The following is a 25,702-nucleotide window of genomic DNA, read 5'->3' as shown; positions in this document are numbered from 1 at the left end:
GCTAGGATTAATGCGTGTCGGAGCTTCGTTGAGGCTTTGGACAGCTGCAGTGCCGTGCGATACCGAGGAGGCGTGCGTGGTGACCGAGCGAGCCGCGTCCGGCAGTCCCGCTGACGCCGCGCCCACTTCGGGCGGCCCGATGGGCCCGCCGACGGGGCGGCGCATGCGGGCCCGGCTGGCGCGCTTCAACGCGCCGTGGCAGTCCTCGACCCTCCCCGAGGTCCTGGAGCCCCTCGTGGCGGCCCACCGGGCCGCGCACCCCCGCGCCGACGTCCGGCTCCTCCAGCAGGCGTACACGCGCGCCGAGGAGCTGCACAACGGGCAGTTCCGCAAGTCCGGCGACCCGTACATCACGCACCCGCTCGCGGTCGCCTCGATCCTCGCCGAGCTGGGCATGGACACGAACACGCTCGTGGCCGCGCTCCTGCACGACACCGTCGAGGACACCGACTACCAGTTGGACGAGCTCGGCGACGAGTTCGGCGGCGAGGTCGCGCTCCTGGTCGACGGCGTCACGAAGCTCGACAAGGTCAAGCTCGGCGACGCGGCGAAGGCCGAGACGATCCGCAAGATGGTCGTCGCCATGGCGAAGGACCCGCGCGTCCTCGTCATCAAGCTCGCCGACCGCCTCCACAACATGCGCACGCTCACGTTCCTGCCGCCCGAGAAGCAGGAGCAGAAGGCCCGCGAGACGCTCGAGATCCTCGCGCCGCTGGCCCACCGGCTCGGCATGAACACCATCAAGTGGGAGCTGGAGGACCTGTCCTTCGCCACCCTCTACAAGAAGCGCTACGCCGAGATCGCGCGCCTGGTCTCCGAGCACTCCCCGCAGCGCGAGATGCTCCTCCAGCAGGTCGTGGCCCAGGTCAAGGACCACCTCAAGGGCTCGCGCATCAAGGCCGAGGTCTCCGGGCGGCCGAAGCACCTGTACTCGATCTACCAGAAGATGATCGTCCGCGGCCGCGACTTCAACGACATCTACGACCTGGTGGGCCTGCGCATCCTCGTCGAGGACGAGCGGGACTGCTACGCGGCCCTCGGTGTGATCCACGCGAACTGGCAGCCGGTGCCGGGGCGCTTCAAGGACTACATCGCGATGCCGAAGTTCAACATGTACCAGTCGCTGCACACCACCGTGATCGGCCCGAACGGCAAGCCCGTCGAGATGCAGATCCGCACCTGGGCCATGCACCGCACCGCCGAGTACGGCATCGCCGCGCACTGGAAGTACAAGGAGACCAAGAACTCCACGGTCGCCGGCCCGCCCGCGCACATCGACGACATGGCGTGGCTGCGCCAGCTCCTCGACTGGCAGCGCGAGGCCGCCGACCCGTCCGAGTTCCTCGACGCGCTCCGCTTCGACCTGGCCTCCTCCGAGGCGTACGTCTTCACGCCCAAGGGCGACGTCATCGCGCTGCCCGCCGGGTCGACCCCGGTGGACTTCGCGTACGCCGTCCACACCGAGGTCGGCAACCGCTGCATCGGCGCGCAGGTCAACGGCAAGATCGTGCCGCTGGAGTCGACGCTGTCCAACGGCGACGTCGTCGAGGTGTTCACCTCGAACTCCGAGAACGCGACCCCCAGCGAGGACTGGCTCGCGTTCGTCAAGAGCCCGCGCGCCCGCACCAAGATCAAGCAGCACTTCAAGCGGGAGCGGCGCGAAGAGGCGATCGAGCTGGGCAAGGACGAGCTCACGCGCGCGATGCGCAAGCGCCGCCTGCCGCTCCAGCGGATGCTCACCCACGACAACCTCACGTCGCTCGCCAAGGACCTCAACCTCAAGGACGTCGAGGCCCTGTACGCGGCCCTCGGCGAGCACCACATCTCCGCGTCCTCGGTCGTCCAGAAGCTCCTGGAGGTCCAGGGCGGGGCCGAGGGCGCCGCCGAGGACATGGCCGAGGCCACCGCGCCCACGCAGCCCGCGCGCATCGTCCCCGAGGCCCACGGCGACATCCACGCCGCCGTCACGGTCGCCGGCATGGAGGAGGGCGAGATGCCGGTGCGCCTCGCCCACTGCTGCAACCCGATCCCCGGCGACTCCATCATCGGCTTCGCCACCCGCTACCACGTCATCTCCGTGCACCGCAGGGACTGCGAGAACGCCGAGGAGCGCATCGAGCTCCAGCCCGACCGAGTCCTCGAGGTCCACTGGTCGCACGAGGACGACCAGGCCACGTTCGTCGCCACCGTCCAGGTCGAGGCCCTCGACCGGCACCGGCTCCTCGCGGACGTCACGCAGGTCCTCTCGGGCGAGCGGGTCTCGATCCTCTCGGCCACCGTCACCACGACGCGGGACCGGGTCGCCCTGTCGCGCTTCACGTTCGAGATGGCGAACCCGGAGCATCTCGACCACATCATCAAGGTCATCCGCAAGGTCGACGGCGTCTACGACGCGTACCGCCTGACGGGCGCCGAACGCACCTGATCCGGTCTCGCCTTCCCGGGATATGGTGTGCCGGTCCGAGACCCGCGCACCAGAAGGCCTGACCATGCCCGAGCTGTCCCAATTCGACGACGACGAGCGCGCCCTGATCGTGCACACGCCCGGTGTGGTGCTGAAGGGGGCCGTCGTCTCCGACGGCTCGACGAACGCCCTGGTGTTCCTCAAGGAGGTCACCGCGGGCGCGAAGGTCTTCAAGCAGGCGCAGCGGCACGAGAACGCGTTCGTGAAGTCGGTGGCGCTCGCCCTCAAGCAGCGCGGCCCCGACGCCGACGCCGACCTCCCCGTGGACGACGCCGCGATGACCGAGGCCCTGAAGCTCGCCGGCGAGGTCGCCGACCTCCTCCACCGCAAGGCCGACCCCGCCGACGCCGCTGCGTACGCCGCCTGGCTCCTCCACCTCGCCACCGAGGTCGCGAAGGCCGTCAAGACCCGCGAAGGCGGCCTCTTCAGCAGGAAGGTCGCCGTCACCGAGAACGAGCAGATGTTCCTCGACGACCTCGAACGCGCCCTCCAGCGCTGAGCACCGACCGCAGGCCCGCACCAGTGGTGCGGGCCTTCGGCGTGTCACCAGTCGATCGTGTAGCCGTGCTGCCAGGCGGTGCGTTCGGGGGTGGCGAAGCGGGACATGAAGAAGGGCATGAGGGCGTCGCGGAAGCGGGCGGCGACGGGGCCGGCGGCCTTGGACTGGTTGGTGCGGGCGGCTTCGGCGATGACGCGTTCGACGCGGGCGCGGCGGCGGTGCTCGTAGGCGGTGAAGGCCTCGGGGACGGGGAGGTCGCGGAGGCAGCGGGCGAGTTCGATCGCGGACTCGGCGGCGAGGCTGGCGCCCTGGCCGGAGGAGGGCGAGGTGGCGTGGGCGGCGTCGCCGACGAGGGCGATGCGGCCGCGGGACCAGGCGGGGACGTGCGGGAGGTCCTCGAGCGGGGAGGCGGGGATGAACCCGTCGGGGGTGACGTGGTCGAGGATGGCGAGCATGGGGCCGGCGTCGTCGGCGAAGGCGGCGCGGAGGCGGTGCGTCCACTGCTCGAAGGTGGTGGCGTGGAGGTCGTCGCGGTCGAGGCGCTTGACCGGGAGGTTGGCGAACCAGCCGGTGCGGTTCCCGTCGCCGACGTAGCCGAAGAAGGCGCGGCGGCCGAAGACCATGTGGAAGGCGCCGCCGGTGTCGGGGACGGCGGGGCCGTCGGTGCTGCGCCTTTCGATGAACCCGCCGAGGCCGACGAGGCCGGTGTAGCGGGGCTCGGGGGCGGCGGGGTCGATGAGGCGGCGGACCGCGGAGCGGATGCCGTCGCAGCCGATGAGGACGTCGGCTTCGGCGGTGCTGTGGTCGTCGAACTGGGCGATGACGCTGCGGCCGGTGTCCACGGCGCCCTCGAAGCGCTTGCCGTGGACGACGGGGACGCCTTCGGCCTCGGCGCGGGCCTGGAGGACCTCGGCCATGCGGCCGCGCGGGACGGTGAAGGCCGCGGGCAGGGCCGGGTCGGTCTCGACGGTGCCGAGGACCTTGCCGGTGCCGGAGTGGATGACCATGCGCGGGGTGGGGGTGCCCTCGGCCGCGACGTCGGCGTCGGCGCCGACCAGGCGGAGCGCGTTCACGCCGTTCGCGGCGAGCGTGAGGGGCCCGCCCTTGGAGCCGGTGCCGGGGCGGTGGGCCTCGAAGACCTGCACATCGATGCCGGCCTTGCGCAGGGCGAGGGCGGCGACGGGGCCGGCGACGCCGCCGCCGATGACCAGGGCGGTCCGGACCTTGGTGGGCTGTGAGTTCGTCATGTCGGCGACGGTACGGCGCAACCGGCCCCTGCCGCGTCACCCTGCGGTAGCGTCCGGGAGTCGACCGGGGTTGTACGGGGAAAGCGCTTCGGGCCCCCTGATCAGCTCCTATAGTGATACCGACTCGTGTAGGGAGGGGTTCACGTGGACAAGTTCAACGAGTACAAGGACAAGGCCGGCGACATGGCCGACGACGCCAAGGACAAGGCAGAGGACCTGTACAACAAGGCCAAGGAGTCGCCGATGGGCGACAAACTGGACGACGTGTCGGACCAGGTCAAGGAGAAGGCCCAGGACCTGCTCTCCAAGTTCAAGGGCGACAAGGGCGCGCCGAGTTAGTCCGGCTCCCGTTGAGCCAGCCAGCTGCGAAAGCGGCGGGCGGACCACCAGGTCCGCCCGCCGCTTTCATGTTGTACGGCGCCGTCAGCGCCGTTTGCGCTTCTTCGCGCTGTTCGGGCGCGAAGGCCGCTGCGGGCCGGAGCGGGCGGGCCCGCCGGCCTTGACGGGTTCCTCCAGCAGTTCCAGCGGGAGGTCGTCGGTCTTGGCGAGCACCAGGCGGTCGTCGTCCTCGTCGTCGTCGTCCGCGGTCGCGCGGGCGGGCTTCTCGGACTTGTCCTCGCCCGCGGCGCGGGCGGTGGCGACCTTCTTGTTGTGGCGCTGGAAGGCGGCGCTGCGCTCGGCCAGGTCGACCACCCAGGGGGCGGCCAGGAAGATCGAGGAGTACGCGCCGACGATCATGCCGACGAACAGCACGAGCGCCAGGTCCTTCAGGGTGCCGACGCCGAGCATGCCCACGCCGACGAACAGCAGCGCCGCCACCGGCAGGACGCCGATGATGGAGGTGTTGATCGAGCGCATGAGCGTCTGGTTGACCGCGTCGTTGACGGCCTCGGCGAAGGTCTGGTTGCGCGACTTGAGCAGCTGCGCGGTGTTCTCCTGGACCTTGTCGAAGACGACGACGGTGTCGTAGATCGAGTACCCGAGGATCGTCAGCAGGCCGACGATCGTCGACGGCGTGATCTCGAAGCCGACGAGCGAGTAGATGCCGACGGTGATGATGATGTCGTGGGCGAGCGCGCCCAGCGAGGCGATCGCCATGCGCCGCTCGTACCTGATCCAGATGAAGGCCGAGACCAGCACCAGGAACACGATGAGCGCGATGAGCGCTTGCTTGGACACGGCCGCGCCCCAGGTCGCGGAGACCTCGGAGACGGAGATCGAGTCGGCCCCGACGCCCGCCTCCGCGGCCATGGCGTCGCGGATCTCGGCGGACTGGTCGTCCTCGAGCTCGCCGACGCGGATGATGTAGGCCCGGCCGTCGCCGCTGCCGGCGACCTGGCCGGTGCCGACCTCGGCGCCCGCGTCCTCGGCGGCGTTCTCGACGTCTTCGAGGGTCGCGGAGGTGTCGGCCGCGGGGACGGAGTACTGGACGCCGCCCGCGAAGTCGATGCCGAGGACGAAGCCCTTGACGATCATGACCACCACGAGCGCGGCGATGACGATCCCGGAGGCGAGGTAGAACCGCTTGCGGTTGGCGATGAACTGGAAGTTCGTCTCGCCGCGGTAGAGCTGGCTGAGGAGGTTCGGCCGCTTCTCGGTCTGCTTGGTGCTCATCGGTCCTTAGCCTTTCGCGGCCGCGTCGCCGGTGACCGGGGCGGTCTTGGTGTGCAGGCCGGACATGGCCCGGCTGTTGAGGACCCTCCCGCGCGAGAGCCATTCGGCGATCGGGTGGGTGAACAGGAAGACGATCATGACGTCGACGATCGTGGAGATGCCGAGCGAGAACGCGAACGCGCGGACCGGGCCGATGGCCAGGATGTACAGGACGACCGCGGAGATCATCGAGATGGCGTTCGCGGACAGGATCGTCCGCCGGGCGCGCACCCAGGCGCGGGGGATGGCGGAGCGGGCGGAGCGGCCCCCCGCCATCTCCTCCTTGATGCGTTCGAAGTACACGATGAACGAGTCGGCGGTGATGCCGATCGAGACCACGAAGCCCGCGACGCCGGCGAGGGTCAGCGTGAGGCCGACCTGGGAGCCCAGGAGCGCGATCGCCGGGTAGAGCACGGCGGTGGCGACGATGAGCGAGCCGAGGACGACGAAGCCCATGAGGCGGTAGTAGACCATCGAGTACAGGAACACCAGGATCAGGCCGAGGAGCATGGCGTACATGCCGGCCTCGAGCTGGTCCACGCCGAGGGTCGCGGTGACCTCGTTGACGGTCTCGACCACGAACGTGGTCGGCAGCGAGCCGAAGTTGAGCTGGTCGGCGAGCTGGTTGGCCTCGTCGGCGGTGAAGTCGCCGGAGATCTGCGTCGAGTTGGTCGACGCCTCGTTGATCGTGGGGGCGGAGACGACCTCGTTGTCGAGGACGATCGCGACCTGGGAGCCGACGTTCTCGGCCGTCAGGGCGCCCCAGTTCTCGGCACCGGAGGACGTGAACTGCACGTTGACGACGAACATGTTCGGGTTCGCCTGGTCGGTGCCGACGTCGGCCTGGGTGACGTCCGAGCCGAGCACGGTGGCCGGCTGGAGCAGGTACTTGTAGGAGACCGTCAGCGACGGGTCGTCCGGGGAGTACGGCTCGGGGGCCGAGCACGCCACGACCTCGATGTCGGCCTGCTGGACGGCGCCGGGGGGCCGGTTGTCGAGCTGGTCGCAGGTGATCTGCGGGACGAAGAACTGGACGTTCGCGGGGAGGAGCGAGACCTCTTCGGGGCTGAGCTCGCCGAAGGGCTCCAGGAGGGCCATGGTGGCCTCGTCGGCGGGGGCCGCGGTGAGGGCCTGCGCGGTCGCGGCGGCGTCGGGGCCGACCTTCGCCCACACGTCGTCGAGGGTAACGGCCTCGTCGCTGGTCGGGGCCTGGCCCGAACCGGAGGCGTCCTCGCTGGTGGTCTCCTCGGTGGGGGTCGCGGAGCCCTCCTCGGTGGGCGACTCGGCGCCCTCCTCGGTCGGCGTCTCGGACGCGGCGTCGGTCGGCTCCTCGGCGGGGGTCTCCTCGGCGAGGGCCTCCTCGAGCGCGGAGGTGTCCATGGTGGAGTTGGTGACGATGCGGAACCGGAGCTCGGCGGGGGCGCCGACGTCGCGGAGGGCCTCTTCGTCGATGTCGTCGCCGGCCACGTTCACGACGATGTTCTCGTTGCCCTCGACGTAGACCTCGGGCTCGGAGACGCCGGTCGAGTTGACGCGGTTCTCGATGATCTGGCGGGCCTGCTCCATGGTCTCGGGCGAGGGCGGCTCGTCGCTGCCCTGCTGGTACGCCGTGAGGGTCATGGACAGGCCGCCCTGCAGGTCGAGCCCGAGCTTCGGCGTGGGGAACTTCCACCCGGAACCCGCCAGCGCGGACACCCACAGGACTGCGAGCACCGCGAGGAGCGCCACGAAGTACGGGGCTACTGCAAGGCGCTTGCGCTGGATCTTCTTCCGTGGGCGGTCAGCGCCCGTTACTGAAGCCAATGGTTCGGTCTCTTCCTCAGAACTCGGACAGGGGCGGGCGCAGTGCGACCGCGCAGACGGTAGCGGGCGCCGGCCCGCCGCGGGGGGCGGGCCGGAGGGAGTGGGCTCGCACACGTACCCTCGGCGGGGCTCATTCTAGGACGGGTGCCGCACAAGGCGAGCAGGGCCTAGTACTCCTTGCGGTCGGACTTCCCGGTGTGCTTGTCGCCGTCGGTCTTGTCGTCGCCGTTGGCCAGCTTCTCGAGGTCCGCGTCGGTGAGGGTCGCCTCGGCCTCGTCGAGGGGCTCCTCGGCGGTCTCGGCCTCGGTCTCGGCGGGGGTGACGACCTTGGCGACGGCCTGGCGGGCGAAGACGAGGAAGGTGTCGTCGCTGGCCTCGATGGTGATGGTCTCGTCGTCGGAGTCGACGACGGTGCCGTAGAGGCCGCCGATGGTCATGACGCGGGCACCGGGCTGGACGTTGCTCTGCATGTCCTGCTGCTCGCGCTGCCGCTTCTTCTGCGGGCGGATCATCACGAAGTACATGAGGGCGATGAAGCCGACGATCATGATGATGAACATGAGGTTGGAGCCGCCGGCGGCTTCCTGCGCGAGGACGTCTGCGGATGCGAGCACGATGGTGCCTTTCGTCGTGGTGGTCACGGTCTGGGAGGGTGACGTGCGCGGAGTCTATCCGGTGCGTGGTGACGCCCCGTCCCCACGCCCACCCTACGCGTCGCCGCTGCCGAACAGTCCTTCGGCGCTCGGGGGGCGCAGACCCAGGTGGTGCCAGGCGGCGTCGGTGGCGACGCGGCCGCGGGGGGTGCGGGCGAGGAGGCCGGCGCGCACGAGGAAGGGCTCGCAGACCTCTTCGACGGTGTCGGGCTGCTCCCCCACGGCGACGGCGAGGGTCTTGGGGCCGACGGGGCCGCCGTTGAAGGTCTTGACGAGGGCGGCGAGGACGGCGCGGTCGAGGCGGTCGAGGCCGAGGTCGTCGACGTCGTAGAGGTGGAGGGCGTCGACGGCGACGGTCTCGGTGATGGTGCCTTCGGCGCGGACCTGCGCGAAGTCGCGGACGCGGCGCAGGAGGCGGTTGGCGATGCGGGGTGTGCCGCGGGAGCGGCCGGCGATCTGGACGGCGCCTTCGTCGGTGATGCCGACGTTCAGGATGGCGGCGGAGCGGTGGACGATGGCCTCGAGTTCGCCTTCGGAGTAGAACTCGAGCTGGCCGAGGAAGCCGAAGCGGTCGCGGAGGGGCCCGGTGAGGAGCCCGGCGCGGGTGGTGGCGCCGACGAGGGTGAACGGTTCGAGTTCGAGGGGGATGGCGGTGGCGCCGGGGCCCTTGCCGACGACGACGTCGACGCGGAAGTCCTCCATGGCGGTGTAGAGGAGCTCTTCGGCGGGGCGGGCCATGCGGTGGATCTCGTCGATGAAGAGGACCTCGTTGGGTTCGAGGCTGGTGAGGATGGCGGCGAGGTCGCCGGAGCGTTCGAGGGCGGGGCCGGAGGTCTGGCGGAGGCTGACGCCGAGCTCGGCGGCGATGATCATGGAGAGGGTGGTCTTGCCGAGGCCGGGCGGGCCGGACAGGAGGATGTGGTCGGGCGGGGTGCCGCGGTGGCGGGCGCCTTCGAGGATGAGGCCGATCTGCTCGCGGACGCGGCCCTGGCCGATGATCTCGTCGAGCTTGCCGGGGCGGATGCCGGCCTCGGCCTTGCGTTCGAGCTCGGTGGCCTCGGCGGCGGTGAGGGCCCGGTCCCACTCCTCGGTGGTGACGTCGATGTCGAAGTCGTCTTCCATGCGCTACCGCTTCCCGAGGAGTCGGATGGCCTGCTTGAGGAGGGTGGGGACGTCCTGGCCGTCGGCGCCCTCGGCGTCGAGCTTCTCGATGGCGCCCTCCGCCTCCTTGGCGGTCCAGCCGAGTGCCTGGAGGCCCTGGCTGACCTGGGTGCGCCAGCCGCCGGGGCGGCCGCCGGTCTGCTTGGGGACGCCGTGGAGGTCGACGGGGCCGATCTTGTCGGCGAGGTCGAGGACCATGCGCTCGGCGCTCTTCTTGCCGACGCCGGGGATGCGCGAGAGCGTGGTGGTGTCGGCGGTGGCGATGGCGTGGCGGAGGACGTCGGGGCGGAGGGTCTCGATGGCGTCGCGGGCGACGCGCGGGCCGATCTTCTGGGCGCCCTGGAGCAGTTCGAACAGGTCGCGCTCCTCGGCGGTGTTGAAGCCATGCAGGGTGATCGAGTCCTCGCGGACGATCGTGGAGATGGCGAGGACGGCCTGGGAGCCGACCTTGAGGTTGGCGAGGGTGTGGGCGCCGGCGTGGACGGCGTAGCCGACGCCGTTGACGTCGACGACCGCGTAGGCCTCGCCGACGGCGGCGACGTTGCCGGTGAGCTGGGCGATCATCGGGTGCGCTCCTTCGCTGCGGCCTGCGCGATGCGGGCTTTGACGCCGCCCCTCCACAAGTGGCAGATGGCGATGGCCAGCGCGTCGGCCGCGTCGGCGGGCTTGGGGGCCTCCTTGAGGCGGAGGATGCGGGTGACCATGGTGGTGACCTGGCGTTTGTCAGCGGTGCCGTTGCCACACACGGCGTTCTTGACCTCGGAGGGGGTGTACGTGGCGGTGGGGAGGCCGAGGCGGGCGCCGGCGAGGAGGGCGATGCCGGAGGCCTGGGCGGTGCCGATGACGCTGGCGACGTTGTGCTGGCTGAAGACGCGTTCGACGGCGACGGCCTCGGGGCGGTGCTCGTCGAGGAGGGCGCGGAGGCCTTCGTCGAGGGCGAGGAGGCGTTCGGCAAGGCCCGCTTCGGGATCGGTGCGGACGACGTCGACGGCGATCATGGTGCCGGGGGCTCCGGGGCGTCCTTCGACGACCCCGACGCCGCAGCGGGTCAGGCCCGGGTCGATCCCCATGACGCGCACGCGCTCCTCCTGTCGCTCGGTTCGCGTCAGCTTATCCGGCCGGTCCGACGTTCGGTGGCATGCGGCGCGGGGAGGCGCCGCGGCCGGACTGGTACGGGTCGGGAATCGGACTGGTGGCCTTCCCCATAAAGGCCTTGCCGGTCGGCAGGTCACATGATTTCGTTGTAGTCGGCAGGTCGCACCGGAGCCGCCCCCATCGGCGCAACGAGGCGACCCGTGCTTGGCCTGCCCTTCCTCCGCTCCGCGAACCACCTGTTGGGAACACCTGTGTCTGCCGCTGCCTTCATGCCGCCCGCCGTCGCCGACGGCCACTCGCGACGCTTCATAGCAACGATGGTGTTCGTCCTCGGCGCACTCTCCGCGACCGCGCCGATCGCGATCGACCTCTACCTCCCGGCCTTCCCCGCGATGGCCGACGCCCTCGGGACCCCTGAGAGCCGCATCCAGCTCACGTTGACCGCCATGATGATCGGCATGGGCCTCGGCCAGGCGGTCGTCGGGCCGCTCTCGGACCGCTTCGGCCGCCGCCGCCCGCTGCTCATCGGCATGTCGGTGTTCACCGTCGTGTCGCTGCTGTGCGCGGTGGCGACCAGCGCCGACCTGCTCATCGCCCTGCGCTTCGTGCAGGGCCTGTCCGGCGCGGCCGGCGTCGTGGTGGCCCGCGCGGTCATCCGCGACCACTTCGCCGGGGACGACATGACCCGCTTCACGGCGAAAATGATGTTCGTCACCATGCTCGCGCCGATGCTCGGCCCGATCGTGGGGGCGCAGCTCATCCGCTTCGGCCCGTGGCCCTTGATCTTCTACTTCATGGCGTTCCTGTCGGCGCTGTCGACGTTCCTGGTCTGGAGGTTCCTGCCCGAGAGCCTGCCGGCGGAGGAGCGGCGCGCGATGACCGGCCGCGAGTTCGGCTCGGCCCTGGTGACGCTGGTTCGGGACGCGCACTTCATCGCGCCGACGATCGCGGTGCTCATGAACTTCTCGATGCTGTTCACCTACGTGTCGACGTTCAGCTTCATCTCCCAGAACGAGCTGGGCGCCTCGGCCGGGTTCTTCTCGCTGCTGTTCGCGATCGGGACGCTGGCGCTGCTGGCGGGCAACCAGGCGAACATGCTCGCGATCAACCGGACCAGGTCGAGCAGCCGCATGATCGTCGGCATGGCGATCTCGCTGGGAGGCGTCGCATTCCTCGCGGCCGTGCAGCTCATGGGGGTCGCGAACCTGTGGACGGTGCCGATCGGCATCGCCGTGATGATGCTGGGCTGCGGCGTGGTGTTCCCGAACGCCGGTGCGGCCGCGATGTCCTCGCAGCCGCCGCAGATCGCGGGCACGGCCTCGGCGTTCATGGGCGCCACGCAGATGGCCGCGGGCGGCGTCATGCCGGCCCTGGCGACGATCGGCGGCGTGACGCTCGCGAACATGACCTTGGGCGTCGGGGTGTACGCGCTCGCGACGGCCGCCGCGGTCGCGTGGACGATCGTGGTGTACCGCAGGTCGCCTGTTCCCGGGATCGCGTAACCATTCAAGGACGAGATCGTTTACAGATCGGCTCGTCACGTCGCTAATTGTCCCGCTAACGCGGGAATGAGCCCGTGATCCGCGTGGTTGAGGCGCTTGAGGAGTCTTGAGCCCCGCTCACGCGGGGATGAAAGGGGCCCGGAACAAAAGCTCCGGGCCCCTTTGCGTGCGTCTTGCTACTCCTCGTCGAGCTTTGCGAGGACTTCATCACTGAAGTCCGCGTTCGTCCACACGTTCTGGACCTCGTCGGAGTCCTCCAGCGCGTCAACGACCCTCAGCACCTTTCGGGCGCCTTCGACGTCGACCTCGATGTTCACGGAGGCCTGGAACCCGGCCTCGGCGGAGTCGTAGTCGATGCCGGCCTCCTGGAGGGCGGTGCGGACCGCGACCAGGTCGGTGGGCTCGCAGAGGATCTCGAAGCCGTCCTCGCCGAGGCCGTTGACCTCGTCGGCGCCCGCGTCGAGGACCGCCATGAGGAGGTCGTCCTCGGTGAGGCCGTCGGCCGCGGGGACCAGGATGACGCCGCGGCGGGAGAACATGTAGCCGACCGAGCCGGCCTCGCCGAGGGAGCCGCCGTTGCGCGTAAGCGCCACGCGGACCTCCGCGGCGGCGCGGTTGCGGTTGTCGGTGAGGCACTCGATGAGGACCGCGACGCCGCCGGGGGCGTAGCCCTCGTACATGAGGGTCTCGTAGTCGACGCCGGCGCCGTCGAGGCCGCCGCCGCGCTTGACGGCGCGGTCGATGTTGTCGTTGGGGACCGAGCTCTTCTTGGCCTTCTGGATCGCGTCGTAGAGCGTGGGGTTGCCCGTGGGGTCAGCGCCGCCGGTCCGCGCCGCGACCTCGATGTTCTTGATCAGCTTCGCGAAGATCTTGCCCCGCTTGGCGTCGATCGCGGCCTTCTTGTGCTTGGTCGTCGCCCACTTGGAGTGACCACTCATCCCGGCGTTCCTCGTTCCTCTTGCTCGTCCGGTCCGGCTCTCAGCCTCGGACCATGTCCACGAAGTACTGGTGCACCCGCGCGTCGGGGGTCACCTCCGGGTGGAAGGAGGTGGCCAGGCAGGCGCCCGCACGTACCGCGACGATCCTACCGCCCGGCGCATCGGGGCCCTGCCCGCCGTTCTCGGCCCGGCTCTCGACCGTGGCCAGCACCTCGACCCCGTCGCCGACCCGCTCGACCCAGGGCGCGCGGATGAACACGGCCTTGAACGGGCCGCCGTCGACGCCCTCGATGCCGACCTCGGTCTCGAAGGAGTCCACCTGGCGTCCGAACGCGTTGCGGCGCACGGTCATCGGAATGGCGCCGAAGGACCGCTGGTCGGGGCGGCCGTCGAGGACCTCGTCGGCGAGCATGATCATGCCCGCGCACGACCCGAACGCCGGCATGCCCTCGTCGAGGCGCTTCTTGACCGGGTCGAACATGTCGAAGATGTCGAGGAGCTTGCTCATGGTGGTGGACTCCCCGCCGGGGATCACCAGGCCGTCGACCGCGTCGAGCTCGGCGGGGCGGCGCACCGGCGCGGCCTCGGCCCCCGCGGCCTCCAGGGCGCGCATGTGGTCCACCACGTCCCCTTGCAGGGCGAGCACGCCGATCCTGGGCACGGTCATCAGAGAACTCCAAAACTCGGCGGCTGCGGGCGCCTCAAGGGTAGTCGCGTCCGGCCGGAGCGCCTACCAGGTCGATCGGCACTGTGACCGAAACCGGCCTGATCACGGGCGGTGGGTGACGATCCGTTAAAGTCACCGATCGAACGTGACGCACCCCTTGACGCCCGGGAGTAAGCAATGGCCAAGACCTCGAAGCGCAACCCGATGCCCCGCTCGGTGCGGGCCGCTCGGAACACCATGTGGCTGGAGGCGGCCCTCGCCCTCGTCACGGGCGGCCTGATCGTGCTGCTCCACCACAGCGCGAAGGCGTTCGTGCCGCCCGCGGCGGAGCACGACGTCTACCGCGGCGCGGTCGGCCTCGGCGCCCTCGCGGTGTTCCTGCTGCTCTCGACGCTGCTCATGCGGTTCCAGTGGCGCGTCCTGTGGCTGCTGAACCTGCTGGTCCAGGCCGCGGCGCTGGTGGGGCTGGGGTGGCTGCTGTTCACCGGCGGACTCTACTGGGCGCTCTGCATCGGCCTCGCCGTCGTCCCGATTACGATTCTGGGAACGCTTACCGAGCGCTTCGCCCGCCGCTGGTTCAACCACTAGGGCGCCGATCCCCGTCTGAGAGGCACGCAGATGCTCCCCCAACCGAACTTCGGCCGCGACCGCGATCCAGGCAAGGGCGCGCCCGAGCCAGAGGGGGACGACCCGAACGCCAAGCCCAAGAAGGTCCTGCGCCTCCAGATCGCCCTGTGGGTCCAGGTCGTCAGCGCCGTCGTCGCCGGGAACATCCTCGCGTTCTACGCGTTCTCCCTGCGCTCGGCCACCATGGACGAGCTGACGGAGATCTACGAGAGCGCCGAGATCGACGACCCCGCCGGGACCGCGCAGACCGCCCACGACCTGTACCAGAGCACGAACTTCCTGGCCTCGAACCTCGCCATCGCCGGCTTCGCCCTCGTGGCCGCGATCATCGCCGCCATGTGCGCGATCCGGTTCAAGACCCGCCAGAAGTCGGTCCGCTGGTGGGCCGTCGGCGCCACCGCGGTCCTGTTCATCGTCGGCATGTTCATGTCCACGGTCTTCGGCCTGTACGTCGCCCCGTGGGTGTTCGCCTCGGTGCTGGCCCTGTGGTGGCTGTTCTCCTCCGACATCCGCTACTGGATGGACGGCGGCGCGGCCCCGGAGCCGGAGCCGCGCCGAAAGCAGCAGGACGCCGCGGAGGACTAGTCCTCGGCGCCGTCCCCGCCGTGCCGCTGGATGTAGTCGATGAAGGCGGCCCGGGCCAGGGGCTCGGCGCCGCCCCACTCCCCCTTGGTCCCCTCGTGCCAGATGCTGAGCAGGTCGTCGATGGCGACCCCGATCTCCGACACGTCCGGGTCGATGTCCTCGGCTTCCAGCGCGGTCGGGGTGTGCCGGAACAGGTCGATGAAGAAGCGCCAGTCGTGGCGGTCGCGCGCGAGCGCGAAGGCGCGCTTCTGGAGTTCGGGAGTCGTGTACCCGTCGAGATCGGTTGCGTTCATGGCCCAAGCGTAGGCGTGTCGAAGCCGCGGTGGAGCCCGACCGGTTCCTAGGATCTGCCCATGCGCAAACTCGCGGTCGGCGCCCTCGGCGCCGCGGCCTTCGCGGTGATGACTCCCGCACCCGCCCATGCCGAACCGATCCCGGTCGACCCCGGGATCGGCAGCGGCGTCGGCACCGGAATCCTGTACCTGGAGGTCGACCGCGACGGCGGCGCGACCGAGCGCGCGATGCTCTCGTGCCCGACCGGGCAGGGCCACGACCGCGGCGAGGAGGCCTGCATCCAGCTGACCGCCGTCGGCGGCGAGATCGGCGCCCTCGAAGCGACGGACGGCATCTGCACCAAGGAGTACGACCCCGCGACCCTCAAGGGCTTCGGGCTGTGGGAGGGCGAGTTCGTCTACTACGAGGGCGAGTTCGCCAACGCCTGCGAAGGCGCGCTCGCGACCGGCGGAGCCGTGTTCGACATCGTCGGACGGTAGGCGCGCGGAAGGGCCCGGACGCGTGCGTCCGGGCCCTTCCGCCTGTCCTGCTACCAGCCGCGCTTGGCGAGCTTCTGCTCCTCGGAGAGCGTGTCGACGTTGATGCCGACCATGGCCTCGCCCAGGCCGCGGGAGACCTCGGCGATGATCTTCGGGTCGTCGTGGAAGGCCGTGGCCTTCACGATCGCGGCGGCGCGCTTGGCCGGGTCGCCGGACTTGAAGATGCCCGAGCCCACGAACACGCCCTCGGCGCCGAGCTGCATCATCATGGCCGCGTCGGCCGGGGTGGCGATGCCGCCCGCGGTGAACAGCACCACCGGGAGCTTCCCGAGCTTCGCGACCTCGGCGACCAGCTCGTACGGCGCCCGCAGCTCCTTGGCCGCGGCGTACAGCTCGGTCTCGTCCAGGATCCGGAGCCGGCCGATGTCCTGGCGGATCTGGCGCATGTGCCGGGTCGCCTCGACCACGTTGCCGGTGCCGGCCTCGCCCTTGGAGCGGATCATGGCCGCGCCCTCGGCGATGCGGCGCAGCGCCTCGCCCAGGTTGGTCGCGCCGCACACGAACGGCACGTTGTACTTCCACTTGTCGATGTGGTTCGCCTCGTCGGCGGGGGTGAGGACCTCGGACTCGTCGACGTAGTCGACGCCGAGGGACTCCAGGACCGCGGCCTCCGTGAAGTGGCCGATGCGGGCCTTCGCCATGACCGGGATCGAGACGGCCTCGATGATGCCGTCGATCATGTCCGGGTCGGACATGCGGGAGACGCCGCCCTCGGCGCGGATGTCCGCGGGGACGCGCTCCAACGCCATGACCGCGACGGCCCCGGCGTCCTCGGCGATCCTGGCCTGCTCAGGGGTGACGACGTCCATGATGACGCCGCCTTTCAGCATGTCGGCCATACCGCGCTTGACGCGGGCGGTCCCGACCTCGGCCTCGGTCTTCTGGGTCTCTGACACGGTCACCGGCTCCATCTGGGTACATCGCTGGCTACTCGGCGAATTTACGGCTCGCAAGCTTCACCGAGGGGGGTGCTGACCTGGCCGATTCTACGCCGCGACGGACCTCACAAGCCCGTTGATACCAACCGCCCCGCGCGTGACCGGTCACTGCACGGGGTCGTCGATGTCCCAGTACTCCGGCCGCGCCAGCCGGTGGCGCAGCCGCAGCAGGATCGCGACGCGCAGGGACCGGGAGGCGACGGCGTCGCGCACGAAGTCGGTGTGGATCTGGCGGGCCAGGGCCACGCGCCGGTTCGCCGACTCCAGGTCCTCGGTCCACAGCGGGTTCCGCGACAGCTCCCGCAGCGCGTGCGTGAGGTCGTTCTCGGCGTACTCGCGCAGCTCCCGCTGGCGCTGCGTGGAGGCGGGCACCGCGACCACCGACAGCGCCAGGGCCACGACCTCCTCGAACCCGGGGTTGCCGACGAACCGGAGGACGGTCTCGGCGCGGTCGTCGAGCTTGGCGATGAGCGCGGTCTCGGCGGCGCGGGCGCGCCGGTGGAGCCGCTCGACCCGCGCGGCCGTCCAGGTCGCGTACGCGCCCGCGACGGCAACGATCGTCACGAGCACCGCCAGCCACCACACGCGGATCATCGTACGCATCGGCGTCCGCGCCCGGAGGTCCGGCCGCGGACGCTCAGCGCCGCTCGGCGCCCGCCTCGATGGCGGCCCGGTAGACCTCCAGCAGGCGCCCGGCGACCTCCGGCCAGTCGTAGCGCCGGACCCACTCGTTGGCGCGCTCGACGTACCCGGCGCGCAGCCCCGGCTCGTCGAGGAGCCGCCCGGCCCGCTCGGCGAGGTCGGCCGCGTCGCCCATGGCGAACAGCTCCCCCGCGCGGCCGTCGTCCAGGACCGACCGGAACGCCTCGATGTCGCTCGCGAGCACGCACGTCCCCGCGGCCATCGCCTCGGTGAGGATCATCCCGAAGGACTCGCCGCCGGTGTTCGGGGCGACGTACAGGTCGACGCCGGCGAGCATCGACGCCTTCTCCTCGTCCGAGACCGCGCCGAGGAAGCGGATGCGGGAGGCCACGGCGGGGTCGAGCCCGGCGGTGACCGCCTCGGGGTCGCCGCGGCCGACGACGAGCAGGTGCAGGTCGGGGCGGTCGGCGGCCAGCGCCGCGAAGGCGTCGCGCAGGATCGGGAACCCCTTGCGGGGCTCGGTGAATCGGCCCATGAACCCGATCGTGGGGCCGTCGGGCTTGCCGGCCAGCGGGGCGGCCTTGCGGTAGAACGCGACCGGCACGCCGTTGGGGATCTCGACGGCGCCGCCGCCGAGGTGCTCCACCTGGACCTTCCGGGCGTACGCGCTCACCGCGATCCGCGCCGACAGGTTCTCCAGCACCAGCTGGGCCATGTGCTTCCCGGCCGCGAGCATCCGCGAGCGGGTCATCGCGGTGTGGAAGGTCGCCACCACCGGGCAGCGGGCGTTGAGGACCGCCAGGCACGACAGCGACGGCGTCAGCGGCTCGTGGACGTGGATGACGTCGAAGCCGCCCTCGTTGCACCACTTGCGGACCCGCGCCGCGGACAGCGGCCCGAAGGCCAGGCGCGCGATCGAGCCGTTGTAGGGCACCGCGACGGCCTTGCCGCCGGAGACCACGAAGTCGGGCAGCCCGTCGGTCTCGGTGGCCGGGGCCAGGACCGAGACGTCGTGGCCGGCGTCGATGAGGGTCTCCGCGAGGTCGCGGATGTGGAGCTGGACGCCGCCGGGGACGTCGAAGGAGTACGGGGAGACGATCCCGATCCGCAGGTCCCCCATCACGGCACCGGCGCGGGCGCGAAGTCGGCGGTCCAGAACCGCTGGAGCATGTGCCAGTCCGCGGGGTGGGCGCGGATGCCCGCCTCGAACGCGTCGGCCACCCGCTGGGTGGTGGACGCCAGGCGCTCGCGCAGCGGCCCGGTCCCGGTGTCGACCGGACCCGAGATCCGGCAGACGGCCCGGTCCTCCTCGTAGTGGATCGCGGCGGTGAACAGCTCGACCCGGTTGCGGATCGCCAGCAGCGCCGGGCCCGACGGGAAGGTCGTGGCCTCCCCGAAGAACGTGACCTCGGTGCCGGAGCGTCCCAGGTCGCGGTCGGCGACGAGAGCGGCCACGTGGCCCGCGTTCAGTGCTTCGCCAAGGGCCGCTTGGGGATTGCGGTCGCCGCCGGAGGTCGGGATGATGTGCATGCCGAGGGACTCGCGGTACGCCAGGAACCGCCGGTAGACCCCTTCGGGCTTGAGGCGCTCGGCGACCGTGGTCACCGGGTCGCCCGCGATGCGCGAGACCCAGGCGCCGGCGAGGTCCCAGTTCCCGCAGTGCGGCAGGGCCACGATCGAGCCGAGGCCGCGCCGCGACCGCTCGTGCACCTGGTCCCAGCCGATCATCTCGAAGCGACGGCCCAGGTGCGCGTCGTCCATCGACGGGAGCCGGAACGCCTCGATCCAGTACCGGGCGTACGAGCGCATCGACCGGCGCACCAGCTCCTCGTCCGGTTCGCCGCCGACGACCCGCGCCAGGTTCCTGCGCAGCTGCTGCACGCCCCTGCCGTTCCTGCGCACCGCCCGGTCGGCGAAGCGCCTGCTCAGGCCGTACGCCGCGGATTCGGGGAGCAGCCGCACACCGCGCCAGGCCGCCAGGTAGGCCAGCTCGGTCAGGCGCTCAGGCATCGACGCGCTCCTCGCTCGCCGCGAACGCCGCGCGCGAGTGGAGGAGCCGCTGGAGCACCGTGACCGAGGAGAGCACCGCGAGCAGGCCCATGCCGGCCTCCAGCGCGAACGGCACGCCGAGGACCTCGGCGAGGACCGTCACGGCCGCGAGGATGAGCCGCTCGGGCCGCTCCGCGATCCCGACGTTGCACTCGATGCCCAGGCTCTCGGCGCGGGCCTTCACGTACGACACGAGCTGGCCGAACACCAGCGCCGTCAGCGCCAGCGCGGAGCCGAGGTACCGGTCCTGGGCCAGGAGGAAGTATGCGAGGCTCGCGAAGATCGCACCGTCGGCGAGCCGGTCGCAGGTCGAGTCCAGGAGCGCGCCGAAGCGGCTGGTGGTGCCGTTGACGCGGGCGATGGCGCCGTCGAACATGTCGGTGAACACGGAGAGGGTGACGACGATGAGCCCGGCGAGCAGGTGGCCCTGCGAGAGCAGGGCGAGGGAGGCGGCGACCACGATGGCGGTCCCGGTGACGGTGACGGCGTTGGCGCTCACGCCGACGCGGATGAGGAGTCTCGCGGCGGCGTCGACGTACCGGCGTACGCCCGCTCGGCCGGAGGTCCGGAGGAACTTCGCCATGGTCTCCTGATTTCTCGGCAGCGCCCAAGTGGGTGTTCGGGCGTGATGGGTGCGGCGCCCGCTCCGGCCGACCGGAACGGGTCCATGGCTCTGACTCTAATCGTGCCGGGGCGGTCACACCCGCTCCCATGCGGCCGCGAGTTGGTCGCGGGTGTCCGAGAGGTACTGGGGAAGGGTCTTGGTGCGGCCGATGATGGGCATGAAGTTCGCGTCGCCGCCCCAGCGGGGGACGACGTGCTGGTGCAGGTGGCCGGCGATGCCGGCCCCGGCGACCTGGCCCTGGTTCATGCCGATGTTGAAGCCGTGGGCGCCGAGGGCGGAGCGGAGGACGGTCATGGAGCGCTGGGTGAGCAGGCCCATCTCGAGGATCTCGTCGGTGTCGAGGTCGGTGTAGTCGGGGACGTGGCGGAAGGGGACGACCATGAGGTGCCCGGAGTTGTAGGGGTACTTGTTGAGCACCACGAACATGGCCTGGCCGCGGGCGACGATGTTGCCGTCGCGGTCGTCGAGCTTGGGGATCTCGCAGAACGGGCAGCCCTCGATGTCGGCGTCGTCGCCGGTGGGCTTGCCCTCCCCTTGGATGTAGGCCATGCGGTGCGGCGTCATCAGCCGCTCGTACCCGTCGGGGACGCCGACGCCTTCGCCTTCGCGCTGTTCCACGGGACGATCCTAGGCCACGCTGGAGGAAACCGGTAACCCGACGAAATCCCAGGGACACTCCACCTCGGATAAGCTCCGGACGTGACGTTGCCCCAGCTGTACCTCGTAGTGCTGATCGGCTGCGTCACCGTGCTCGTGTCCATTGCGGCGATCCGGGCGACCCACCGGCTGGGGCTGCCGGCGCTGCTGGTGTTCCTCGCGGTGGGGATGATCCTCGGCGAGGACGGTGCGGGCATCCCGTTCGAGGACTTCGAGCTGGCGCAGGTGCTGGGGACGTTCGCGCTGGCGCTGATCCTGATCGAGGGCGGGCTGTCGACGCGGTGGCGGGCGATCTCGCCGCAGCTGGCGCCGGCGTCGATGCTGGCGACGGTGGGCGTGGGCGTCTCGGTGACGGTGACGGCACTGGGGGCGCACTACCTGCTCGGGTTCGCGTGGCAGACGTCGCTGGTGGTGGGCGCGGTGGTGGCGTCGACGGACGCGGCGGCGGTGTTCTCGGAGCTGCGCGGCGTCGGACTTCCCAAGCGGCTCAGCGGGACGCTGGAGGCGGAGTCGGGGTTCAACGACGCGCCCGCGGTGATCCTGGTGCTGGCGTTCTCGGCGGCGGAGGGGCTGCCGAGCACGTTCGAGCTGCTGGGGCTGCTGGTGTGGGAGCTGGCCGCGGGGTCGGTGATCGGGCTGCTGGTGGGCGCGGGCGGGGCGTGGGTGCTGCGGCGGCTGGCGCTGCCGGTGTCGGGGCTGTACCCGCTGGCGGTGTTCAGCCTGGGCATGGCGGCGTTCGCGGCGGCGGGGTCGCTGCACGCGTCGGGGTTCATCGCGGCGTACCTGGCGGCGCTGGTGCTGGGGAACTCGCGGCTGCCGCACCGGGCGGCGACGCAGTCGTTCGCGTCGGGGCTGGGCTGGGTGGCGCAGCTGGGCATGTTCGTGATGCTGGGCCTGCTGGCGTCGCCGGACGGCCTGCTGCGGATGCTGGTGCCGGCGCTGGTCCTGGGCGCGGTGCTGACGCTGCTGGCGCGGCCGCTGTCGGTGTGGATCAGCCTGGTCCCGTTCAGGTTCTCGGGCCGGGAGAAGGCGCTGCTGTCGTGGGCGGGGCTGCGCGGGGCGGTGCCGATCGTCCTGGCGACGATCCCGCGCTCGGAGCACCTGCCGGGATCGCAGTCGCTGTGGGACCTGGTGTTCATCCTGGTGGTGGTGTTCACGCTGGTCCAGAGCCCGACGCTGCCGTGGGTGGCGAAGCGGCTGGGCCTGGCGCGGTCGGGGGTGGTCCAGGAGGTCGACATCGAGACGGCGCCGCTGGACGCCGTCGACGGCGAGGTCCTGACGATCACGGTGCCGAAGGGATCGGGCCTGGCGGGCATCCGGATCTTCGAGCTGCGGCTGCCCGAGGGCAGCGCCATCGCGGGTGTGCTGCGCGTCGACCGCCTGTTCGTCCCGGCGAAGGCCGACCGGCTGCGCTCGGGCGACCAGCTGATCGTGGTGACCACCCCCAGGCTGCGGGAGGCGACCGAGCAGCGCCTCACCGCCCTCGCGCGTGCGGGTCGGCTGGCCCGCTGGCTGGGAGAGACCGGCAAGGACTTACCACAGGTGGTACCATATGCGAATGCACAAGACCACGCTGTACCTGCCCGAGGACCTTGAGCACGACATCGACGCAGCCGCTCGGGCGCTCGGCGTCTCCAAAGCCGAGTTCATGCGGCGGAGCCTGGAACGCAGCGTCGCCGACGCCAAGCAGAAGCGGCCGCGCCGAGACCCCTACCTGGTCCTGCCGACCGGACGCCGCCGAGCGCGCTCGATGGAGGAGATCGACGATGCGATCTACGAGAGCGTCAAACGGCGGGCGTCCAAGCGGTGATCATCATCGCGGACACCTCGGCGCTCCTTGCCGCGTTCGATCCGGAGGACGAGTACTTCACCGCGGCTTCAGAGATGCTCCGAACCGAACGCATGGCCATATCGCCCCTGGTGATGACCGAGTTGGACCACCTGGTCCGTCGCGACTACGGCTTCGACTTCGCTCAGAAGGTCTGCGAGGACCTCATCAACGACTTCCATGAAGGCGTCCACCAACTCGCCCAGATCGCCCCGGATGATTTCACCGTTGCGCACAAGGTACGCGACATGTACGCCGCCTTGGAGCTGGACTTGGCCGACACCATCGGTGTCGCTCTGGCCGCCAAGTACCGGACCAACAGGATCTTCACTCTCGACCAGCGTGATTTCCGTACGATCACGCCCCTGACCGAGGCATTCGATCACTTCGAGATCCTGCCGATCGACCGCTGACCACCGGGCTCGGAACGCAGTGACTGCGGCCTGAATCAGAATGGAGCGCAACCGATCCGGATCGGTTGCGCTCCATTCTGCCGCTCTCTTGCGCCACCGAGGCGGCGGCGCGCCTGTTACGCCGCTTCCGCAGCGGCCGAGGGGCCGACGTTCACGCGGGAGGCGATGACCTCGGCGACGTGGGCGATCGCCTCGTCGGCGGGGACGCCGTTGCGCTGGGAGCCGTCGCGGTAGCGGAAGGAGACGGTCCCGGCGTTCTGGTCGTCGTCGCCGGCGATGACCATGAACGGGATCTTCTGGAGCTGCGCGTTGCGGACCTTCTTCTGCATGCGGTCGTCCGAGTGGTCGACTTCGGCGCGGACGCCCTCGGCGCGCAGGCGGCCGAAGAAGGCCTCCAGATAGTCGGCGTTCTCGTCGCGAACGGGGATGCCGACGGCCTGGACCGGCGCGAGCCAGGCCGGGAACGCGCCCGCGTAGTGCTCGGTGAGGACGCCGAAGAAGCGCTCGATGGAGCCGAAGAGGGCGCGGTGGATCATGACCGGCTGCTTGCGGGTGCCGTCGGCGGCGGAGTACTCCAGGCCGAACCCGACGGGCTGGTTGAAGTCGAGCTGGATGGTCGACATCTGCCAGGTGCGGCCGATCGCGTCCTTGGCCTGGACGGAGATCTTGGGGCCGTAGAAGGCCGCGCCGCCCGGGTCGGGGACGAGGTCGAGCCCGGACTCCTCGGCGACCTGGCGCAGGACCGCGGTCGCCGACTCCCAGACCTCGTCGGAGCCGATGAACTTGTCGGAGTCGCCCCTGGTGGAGAGCTCCAGGTAGAAGTCGTTCAGCCCGTAGTCGCGCAGCAGCTGGAGCACGAACTCCAGGAGGCTCCGGATCTCGCCGGGGGCCTGCTCCTCGGTGCAGTAGATGTGCGCGTCGTCCTGGGTCATGCCGCGGACGCGGGTCAGGCCGTGGACGACGCCGGACTTCTCGTACCGGTACACCGACCCGAACTCCGACAGGCGCAGCGGCAGCTCCCGGTAGGAGCGCCCGCGCGAGCGGAAGATCAGGTTGTGCATCGGGCAGTTCATGGCCTTGAGGTAGTAGTTCGCGCCCTCGAACTCCATGGGCGGGAACATGGTGTCCGCGTAGTAGGGCAGGTGCCCGGAGGTGTGGAACAGGCCCTCTTTGGAGATGTGCGGGGTGTTGACGAGCTCGTACCCGGCCTGCTTCTGGCGCTCGCGCAGGTAGGACTCCATCTCGTACCGGATGATCCCGCCCTTGGGGTGGAACACCGGGAGCCCGGAGCCGAGCTCGTCGGGGAAGGAGAACAGGTCGAGCTGCTGCCCGAGCTTGCGGTGGTCGCGCTTCTCGGCCTCGGCGAGGCGCGCGAGGTAGTCCTTCTGCTCCTGGACGGTCGGCCACGCGGTGCCGTAGATGCGCTGGAGCTGCGGGTTCTTCTCCGAGCCCATCCAGTACGCGGCGGCCGAACGCATGAGCTTGACGGCGCCGATGAGCTTGGTCGAGGGCAGGTGCGGGCCGCGGCAGAGGTCGGACCAGACCTTCTCGCCGGTGCGGTCGCGGTTGTCGTAGGCGGTGAGCTCGCCGCCGCCGACCTCCATGATCTCGTCGGCGTCGGTGCCCTCGCCCTTGGTCTCGATGAGCTCGAGCTTGTAGGGCTCGTTCGCGAGTTCGGCGCGGGCCTCGTCGAGGGAGGCGTACTTGCGTCGGTGGAAGGTCTGCCCCTGCTTGATGATCTGGAGCATGCGCTTCTCGACGGCCTTGAGGTCGTCGGGGTTGAACGGCTCGGCGACGTCGAAGTCGTAGTAGAACCCGTCGGTGATCGGCGGGCCGATCCCGAGCTTGGCCTCCTTGAGCTCCTGGACGGCCTGGGCCATGACGTGCGCGGCCGAGTGGCGCAGCACGTTGAGCCCGTCGGGGCTGTTTAGGGCCACGGGCTCGACCTTCTGGTCGGCCTCGGGGGCCCAGGACAGGTCGCGGAGCTGCCCTTCGGCGTCGCGGAGGACGACGATGGCGTGCGGTCCCGCGATGGGGAGGCCGGCCTCGGCGACCGCGTCGGCACCGGTAGTGCCAGCCGTCACCCAGAGGGGTTCGACGACGCCTGGACTCTGATTCGGTGCTGCGGAAGCCACGGTTCTCCTCATGGAATGGGCCGGTCGAGCGGCCGGCGCTTGACGTTCGGGTCCATGGTAGTCGCCGCCCGGGGGCGTGATCGAGCCCATTACCGGCGGGTGAGGCGTGTCCGGGGAAACTCGCGCGCGGGACTTGACCTTGGTCCCGGCACCGGGGTTTACCGTCGGGTCATGAGCATCGCGACAGCACCGCTGACCGTGGGACGGCTCGCCGAGGCGGCGGGCGTGACGACCGACGCGGTCCGCCACTGGGAGCGCCAGGGGCTCTTCCCCGCACCCGAGCGCAGTGCCGCCGGGTACCGGCGGTACGGGCCGGCCGAGCTGGACCGGGCCCGGTTCATCCGGGCGTGCCAGCGCGCTGGCCTGCGGTTGTCGGACATCGCCGACCTGCTGGCGGTCCGGGACACGGGCGCGTGCCCGTGCGAGCCGGCCGGGTCGCACCTGGAGCGGCGGATCGCGGAAGTGGCGGCGGAGATCGCGCGGCTGGAGGGCCTGCGGGCGCAGCTGACGGCGATGCGCGACGCGGTCGAGTCCGGCGGCTGCGGCGATCCGCTGCCCGAGAACTGGTGTCCCCCCGGAGTGGAAGTTGGAGGTGAGTGCGAATGAGCGACGAGTGCTGCAACTGCTGCAACGACGACGCGTGCAAGTGTGCGGGCGAGGACTGCTGCCACGGCTGCTGCGAGAAGTA

28 protein-coding genes are annotated in these 25,702 nt (G+C 70.6%); 11 read left to right on the top strand and 17 right to left on the bottom strand.

All coding sequences use genetic code 11. From position 1 onward, the window contains the following. The first annotated feature begins 10 nt into the window (after positions 1 to 10). Both ABD419_RS08935 and ABD419_RS08930 read left to right on the top strand, forming a co-directional pair. Positions 11 to 2,425 (top strand): RelA/SpoT family protein, encoded by a 2,415-nt coding sequence (locus ABD419_RS08935; RefSeq protein ID WP_425555979.1) that lies wholly within the window; start codon positions 11 to 13, stop codon positions 2,423 to 2,425. A 64-nt stretch (positions 2,426 to 2,489) separates the two neighbouring features. Continuing rightward, positions 2,490 to 2,963, top strand: a complete 474-nt coding sequence (locus ABD419_RS08930; RefSeq protein WP_344484668.1) for a hypothetical protein — start codon at positions 2,490 to 2,492, stop codon at positions 2,961 to 2,963. Between the two features lie 44 nt (positions 2,964 to 3,007). Here ABD419_RS08930 and ABD419_RS08925 read toward each other — a convergent pair whose 3' ends face one another. Then, complete coding sequence (locus ABD419_RS08925) at positions 3,008 to 4,210, bottom strand: FAD-dependent oxidoreductase (protein WP_344484665.1); 1,203 nt, start codon at positions 4,208 to 4,210, stop codon at positions 3,008 to 3,010. Positions 4,211 to 4,354: 144 nt separating this feature from the next. Between ABD419_RS08925 and ABD419_RS08920 the strand changes: the two genes are divergently transcribed. Further along, positions 4,355 to 4,549, top strand: coding sequence for a YtxH domain-containing protein (locus ABD419_RS08920; RefSeq protein ID WP_344484662.1), 195 nt, complete (start codon positions 4,355 to 4,357; stop codon positions 4,547 to 4,549). 84 nt (positions 4,550 to 4,633) lie between these two features. On the opposite strand, the gene secF is transcribed toward ABD419_RS08920, so the two are convergent. From secF to ruvC, 6 genes are all read right to left on the bottom strand, one after another. Then, positions 4,634 to 5,824 carry a protein translocase subunit SecF gene (gene secF / locus ABD419_RS08915; protein ID WP_344484659.1) on the bottom strand — a complete coding sequence of 397 codons (1,191 nt, stop codon included), beginning with the start codon at positions 5,822 to 5,824 and terminating at the stop codon, positions 4,634 to 4,636. 6 nt (positions 5,825 to 5,830) lie between these two features. Then, positions 5,831 to 7,591 carry a protein translocase subunit SecD gene (gene secD, locus ABD419_RS08910; protein WP_344484656.1) on the bottom strand — a complete coding sequence of 587 codons (1,761 nt, stop codon included), beginning with the start codon at positions 7,589 to 7,591 and terminating at the stop codon, positions 5,831 to 5,833. A 242-nt stretch (positions 7,592 to 7,833) separates the two neighbouring features. Beyond that, positions 7,834 to 8,307, bottom strand: a complete 474-nt coding sequence (gene yajC / locus ABD419_RS08905) for a preprotein translocase subunit YajC (protein WP_344484654.1) — start codon at positions 8,305 to 8,307, stop codon at positions 7,834 to 7,836. 66 nt (positions 8,308 to 8,373) lie between these two features. Then, on the bottom strand, positions 8,374 to 9,441 hold the full coding sequence (gene ruvB / locus ABD419_RS08900) for a Holliday junction branch migration DNA helicase RuvB (protein WP_344484651.1): 1,068 nt from the start codon (positions 9,439 to 9,441) through the stop codon (positions 8,374 to 8,376). Positions 9,442 to 9,444: 3 nt separating this feature from the next. Next, positions 9,445 to 10,044, bottom strand: coding sequence for a Holliday junction branch migration protein RuvA (gene ruvA, locus ABD419_RS08895; RefSeq protein ID WP_344484648.1), 600 nt, complete (start codon positions 10,042 to 10,044; stop codon positions 9,445 to 9,447). Beyond that, positions 10,041 to 10,559, bottom strand: a complete 519-nt coding sequence (gene ruvC / locus ABD419_RS08890) for a crossover junction endodeoxyribonuclease RuvC (protein WP_344484645.1) — start codon at positions 10,557 to 10,559, stop codon at positions 10,041 to 10,043. The genes ruvA and ruvC overlap by 4 nt, the downstream gene beginning before the upstream one ends. A gap of 267 nt (positions 10,560 to 10,826) precedes the next feature. Here ruvC and ABD419_RS08885 point away from each other — a divergent pair, with 267 nt between their 5' ends. Continuing rightward, the gene (locus ABD419_RS08885) at positions 10,827 to 12,077 is read left to right on the top strand and encodes a multidrug effflux MFS transporter (RefSeq protein WP_344484642.1); all 1,251 of its coding nucleotides are present in this window, start codon (positions 10,827 to 10,829) and stop codon (positions 12,075 to 12,077) included. Positions 12,078 to 12,253: 176 nt separating this feature from the next. On the opposite strand, the gene ABD419_RS08880 is transcribed toward ABD419_RS08885, so the two are convergent. After that, the gene (locus ABD419_RS08880; protein WP_344484639.1) at positions 12,254 to 13,015 is read right to left on the bottom strand and encodes a YebC/PmpR family DNA-binding transcriptional regulator; all 762 of its coding nucleotides are present in this window, start codon (positions 13,013 to 13,015) and stop codon (positions 12,254 to 12,256) included. Between the two features lie 40 nt (positions 13,016 to 13,055). Then, positions 13,056 to 13,682 (bottom strand): pyridoxal 5'-phosphate synthase glutaminase subunit PdxT, encoded by a 627-nt coding sequence (gene pdxT / locus ABD419_RS08875; protein WP_344484637.1) that lies wholly within the window; start codon positions 13,680 to 13,682, stop codon positions 13,056 to 13,058. 177 nt (positions 13,683 to 13,859) lie between these two features. Between pdxT and ABD419_RS08870 the strand changes: the two genes are divergently transcribed. Together ABD419_RS08870 and ABD419_RS08865 are read left to right on the top strand one after the other, a co-directional pair. Continuing rightward, positions 13,860 to 14,270 carry a hypothetical protein gene (locus ABD419_RS08870; protein WP_344484634.1) on the top strand — a complete coding sequence of 137 codons (411 nt, stop codon included), beginning with the start codon at positions 13,860 to 13,862 and terminating at the stop codon, positions 14,268 to 14,270. A gap of 30 nt (positions 14,271 to 14,300) precedes the next feature. Beyond that, positions 14,301 to 14,894, top strand: coding sequence for a hypothetical protein (locus ABD419_RS08865; protein WP_344484631.1), 594 nt, complete (start codon positions 14,301 to 14,303; stop codon positions 14,892 to 14,894). Here the strand turns inward: ABD419_RS08865 and ABD419_RS08860 are convergent. Next, positions 14,891 to 15,187: a hypothetical protein gene (locus ABD419_RS08860; protein WP_344484628.1), complete on the bottom strand. Its 297-nt coding sequence runs from the start codon at positions 15,185 to 15,187 to the stop codon at positions 14,891 to 14,893. The two genes, ABD419_RS08865 and ABD419_RS08860, sit on opposite strands and share 4 nt — an antisense overlap. 60 nt (positions 15,188 to 15,247) lie before the next feature. Between ABD419_RS08860 and ABD419_RS08855 the strand changes: the two genes are divergently transcribed. Continuing rightward, positions 15,248 to 15,667 (top strand): SSI family serine proteinase inhibitor, encoded by a 420-nt coding sequence (locus tag ABD419_RS08855; RefSeq protein WP_344484625.1) that lies wholly within the window; start codon positions 15,248 to 15,250, stop codon positions 15,665 to 15,667. Between the two features lie 50 nt (positions 15,668 to 15,717). Here ABD419_RS08855 and pdxS read toward each other — a convergent pair whose 3' ends face one another. The 6 genes from pdxS to ABD419_RS08825 all read right to left on the bottom strand — a co-directional run bounded on the left by pdxS (position 15,718) and on the right by ABD419_RS08825 (position 20,545). After that, complete coding sequence (gene pdxS, locus ABD419_RS08850) at positions 15,718 to 16,638, bottom strand: pyridoxal 5'-phosphate synthase lyase subunit PdxS (RefSeq protein ID WP_112140703.1); 921 nt, start codon at positions 16,636 to 16,638, stop codon at positions 15,718 to 15,720. A 132-nt stretch (positions 16,639 to 16,770) separates the two neighbouring features. Next, complete coding sequence (locus ABD419_RS08845) at positions 16,771 to 17,268, bottom strand: hypothetical protein (protein ID WP_344484622.1); 498 nt, start codon at positions 17,266 to 17,268, stop codon at positions 16,771 to 16,773. 34 nt (positions 17,269 to 17,302) lie between these two features. Continuing rightward, entirely contained in the window at positions 17,303 to 18,418 is a 1,116-nt protein-coding gene (locus tag ABD419_RS08840) for a glycosyltransferase family 4 protein (RefSeq protein WP_344485354.1), read from the bottom strand. Positions 18,419 to 18,426: 8 nt separating this feature from the next. Further along, complete coding sequence (locus ABD419_RS08835; RefSeq protein WP_344484619.1) at positions 18,427 to 19,317, bottom strand: phosphatidylinositol mannoside acyltransferase; 891 nt, start codon at positions 19,315 to 19,317, stop codon at positions 18,427 to 18,429. After that, on the bottom strand, positions 19,310 to 19,939 hold the full coding sequence (pgsA, locus tag ABD419_RS08830; protein ID WP_344484616.1) for a phosphatidylinositol phosphate synthase: 630 nt from the start codon (positions 19,937 to 19,939) through the stop codon (positions 19,310 to 19,312). Before pgsA ends, ABD419_RS08835 begins: the two co-directional genes overlap by 8 nt. A 114-nt stretch (positions 19,940 to 20,053) precedes the next feature. Continuing rightward, positions 20,054 to 20,545 carry an HIT family protein gene (locus tag ABD419_RS08825; protein WP_344485351.1) on the bottom strand — a complete coding sequence of 164 codons (492 nt, stop codon included), beginning with the start codon at positions 20,543 to 20,545 and terminating at the stop codon, positions 20,054 to 20,056. A 135-nt stretch (positions 20,546 to 20,680) separates the two neighbouring features. Here ABD419_RS08825 and ABD419_RS08820 point away from each other — a divergent pair, with 135 nt between their 5' ends. From ABD419_RS08820 to ABD419_RS08810, 3 genes are read left to right on the top strand one after another with little or no spacing between them, the layout of a single operon-like run. Next, entirely contained in the window at positions 20,681 to 22,234 is a 1,554-nt protein-coding gene (locus ABD419_RS08820) for a potassium/proton antiporter (protein ID WP_344484613.1), read from the top strand. After that, entirely contained in the window at positions 22,197 to 22,448 is a 252-nt protein-coding gene (locus tag ABD419_RS08815) for a ribbon-helix-helix domain-containing protein (RefSeq protein WP_344484610.1), read from the top strand. The genes ABD419_RS08820 and ABD419_RS08815 overlap by 38 nt, the downstream gene beginning before the upstream one ends. Then, a complete protein-coding gene (locus ABD419_RS08810) occupies positions 22,445 to 22,879 on the top strand; it encodes a PIN domain-containing protein (RefSeq protein WP_344484608.1) in 435 nt (144 codons plus the stop codon). Before ABD419_RS08815 ends, ABD419_RS08810 begins: the two co-directional genes overlap by 4 nt. A gap of 116 nt (positions 22,880 to 22,995) precedes the next feature. Here the strand turns inward: ABD419_RS08810 and thrS are convergent, their stop codons facing one another. Continuing rightward, positions 22,996 to 25,026 (bottom strand): threonine--tRNA ligase, encoded by a 2,031-nt coding sequence (gene thrS / locus ABD419_RS08805; RefSeq protein WP_344484606.1) that lies wholly within the window; start codon positions 25,024 to 25,026, stop codon positions 22,996 to 22,998. Between the two features lie 159 nt (positions 25,027 to 25,185). Between thrS and ABD419_RS08800 the strand changes: the two genes are divergently transcribed. Beyond that, complete coding sequence (locus ABD419_RS08800; RefSeq protein ID WP_344484603.1) at positions 25,186 to 25,620, top strand: MerR family transcriptional regulator; 435 nt, start codon at positions 25,186 to 25,188, stop codon at positions 25,618 to 25,620. Positions 25,621 to 25,702 lie beyond the last annotated feature (82 nt).

It is taken from the genome of Glycomyces endophyticus (assembly GCF_039531525.1).
In the GTDB taxonomy this organism is placed as follows: Bacteria; Actinomycetota; Actinomycetes; order Mycobacteriales; family Micromonosporaceae; genus Glycomyces; species Glycomyces endophyticus.
Note: the sequence above shows the minus strand (reverse complement) of the source record. Positions and strands in the feature narration are given on the sequence as shown.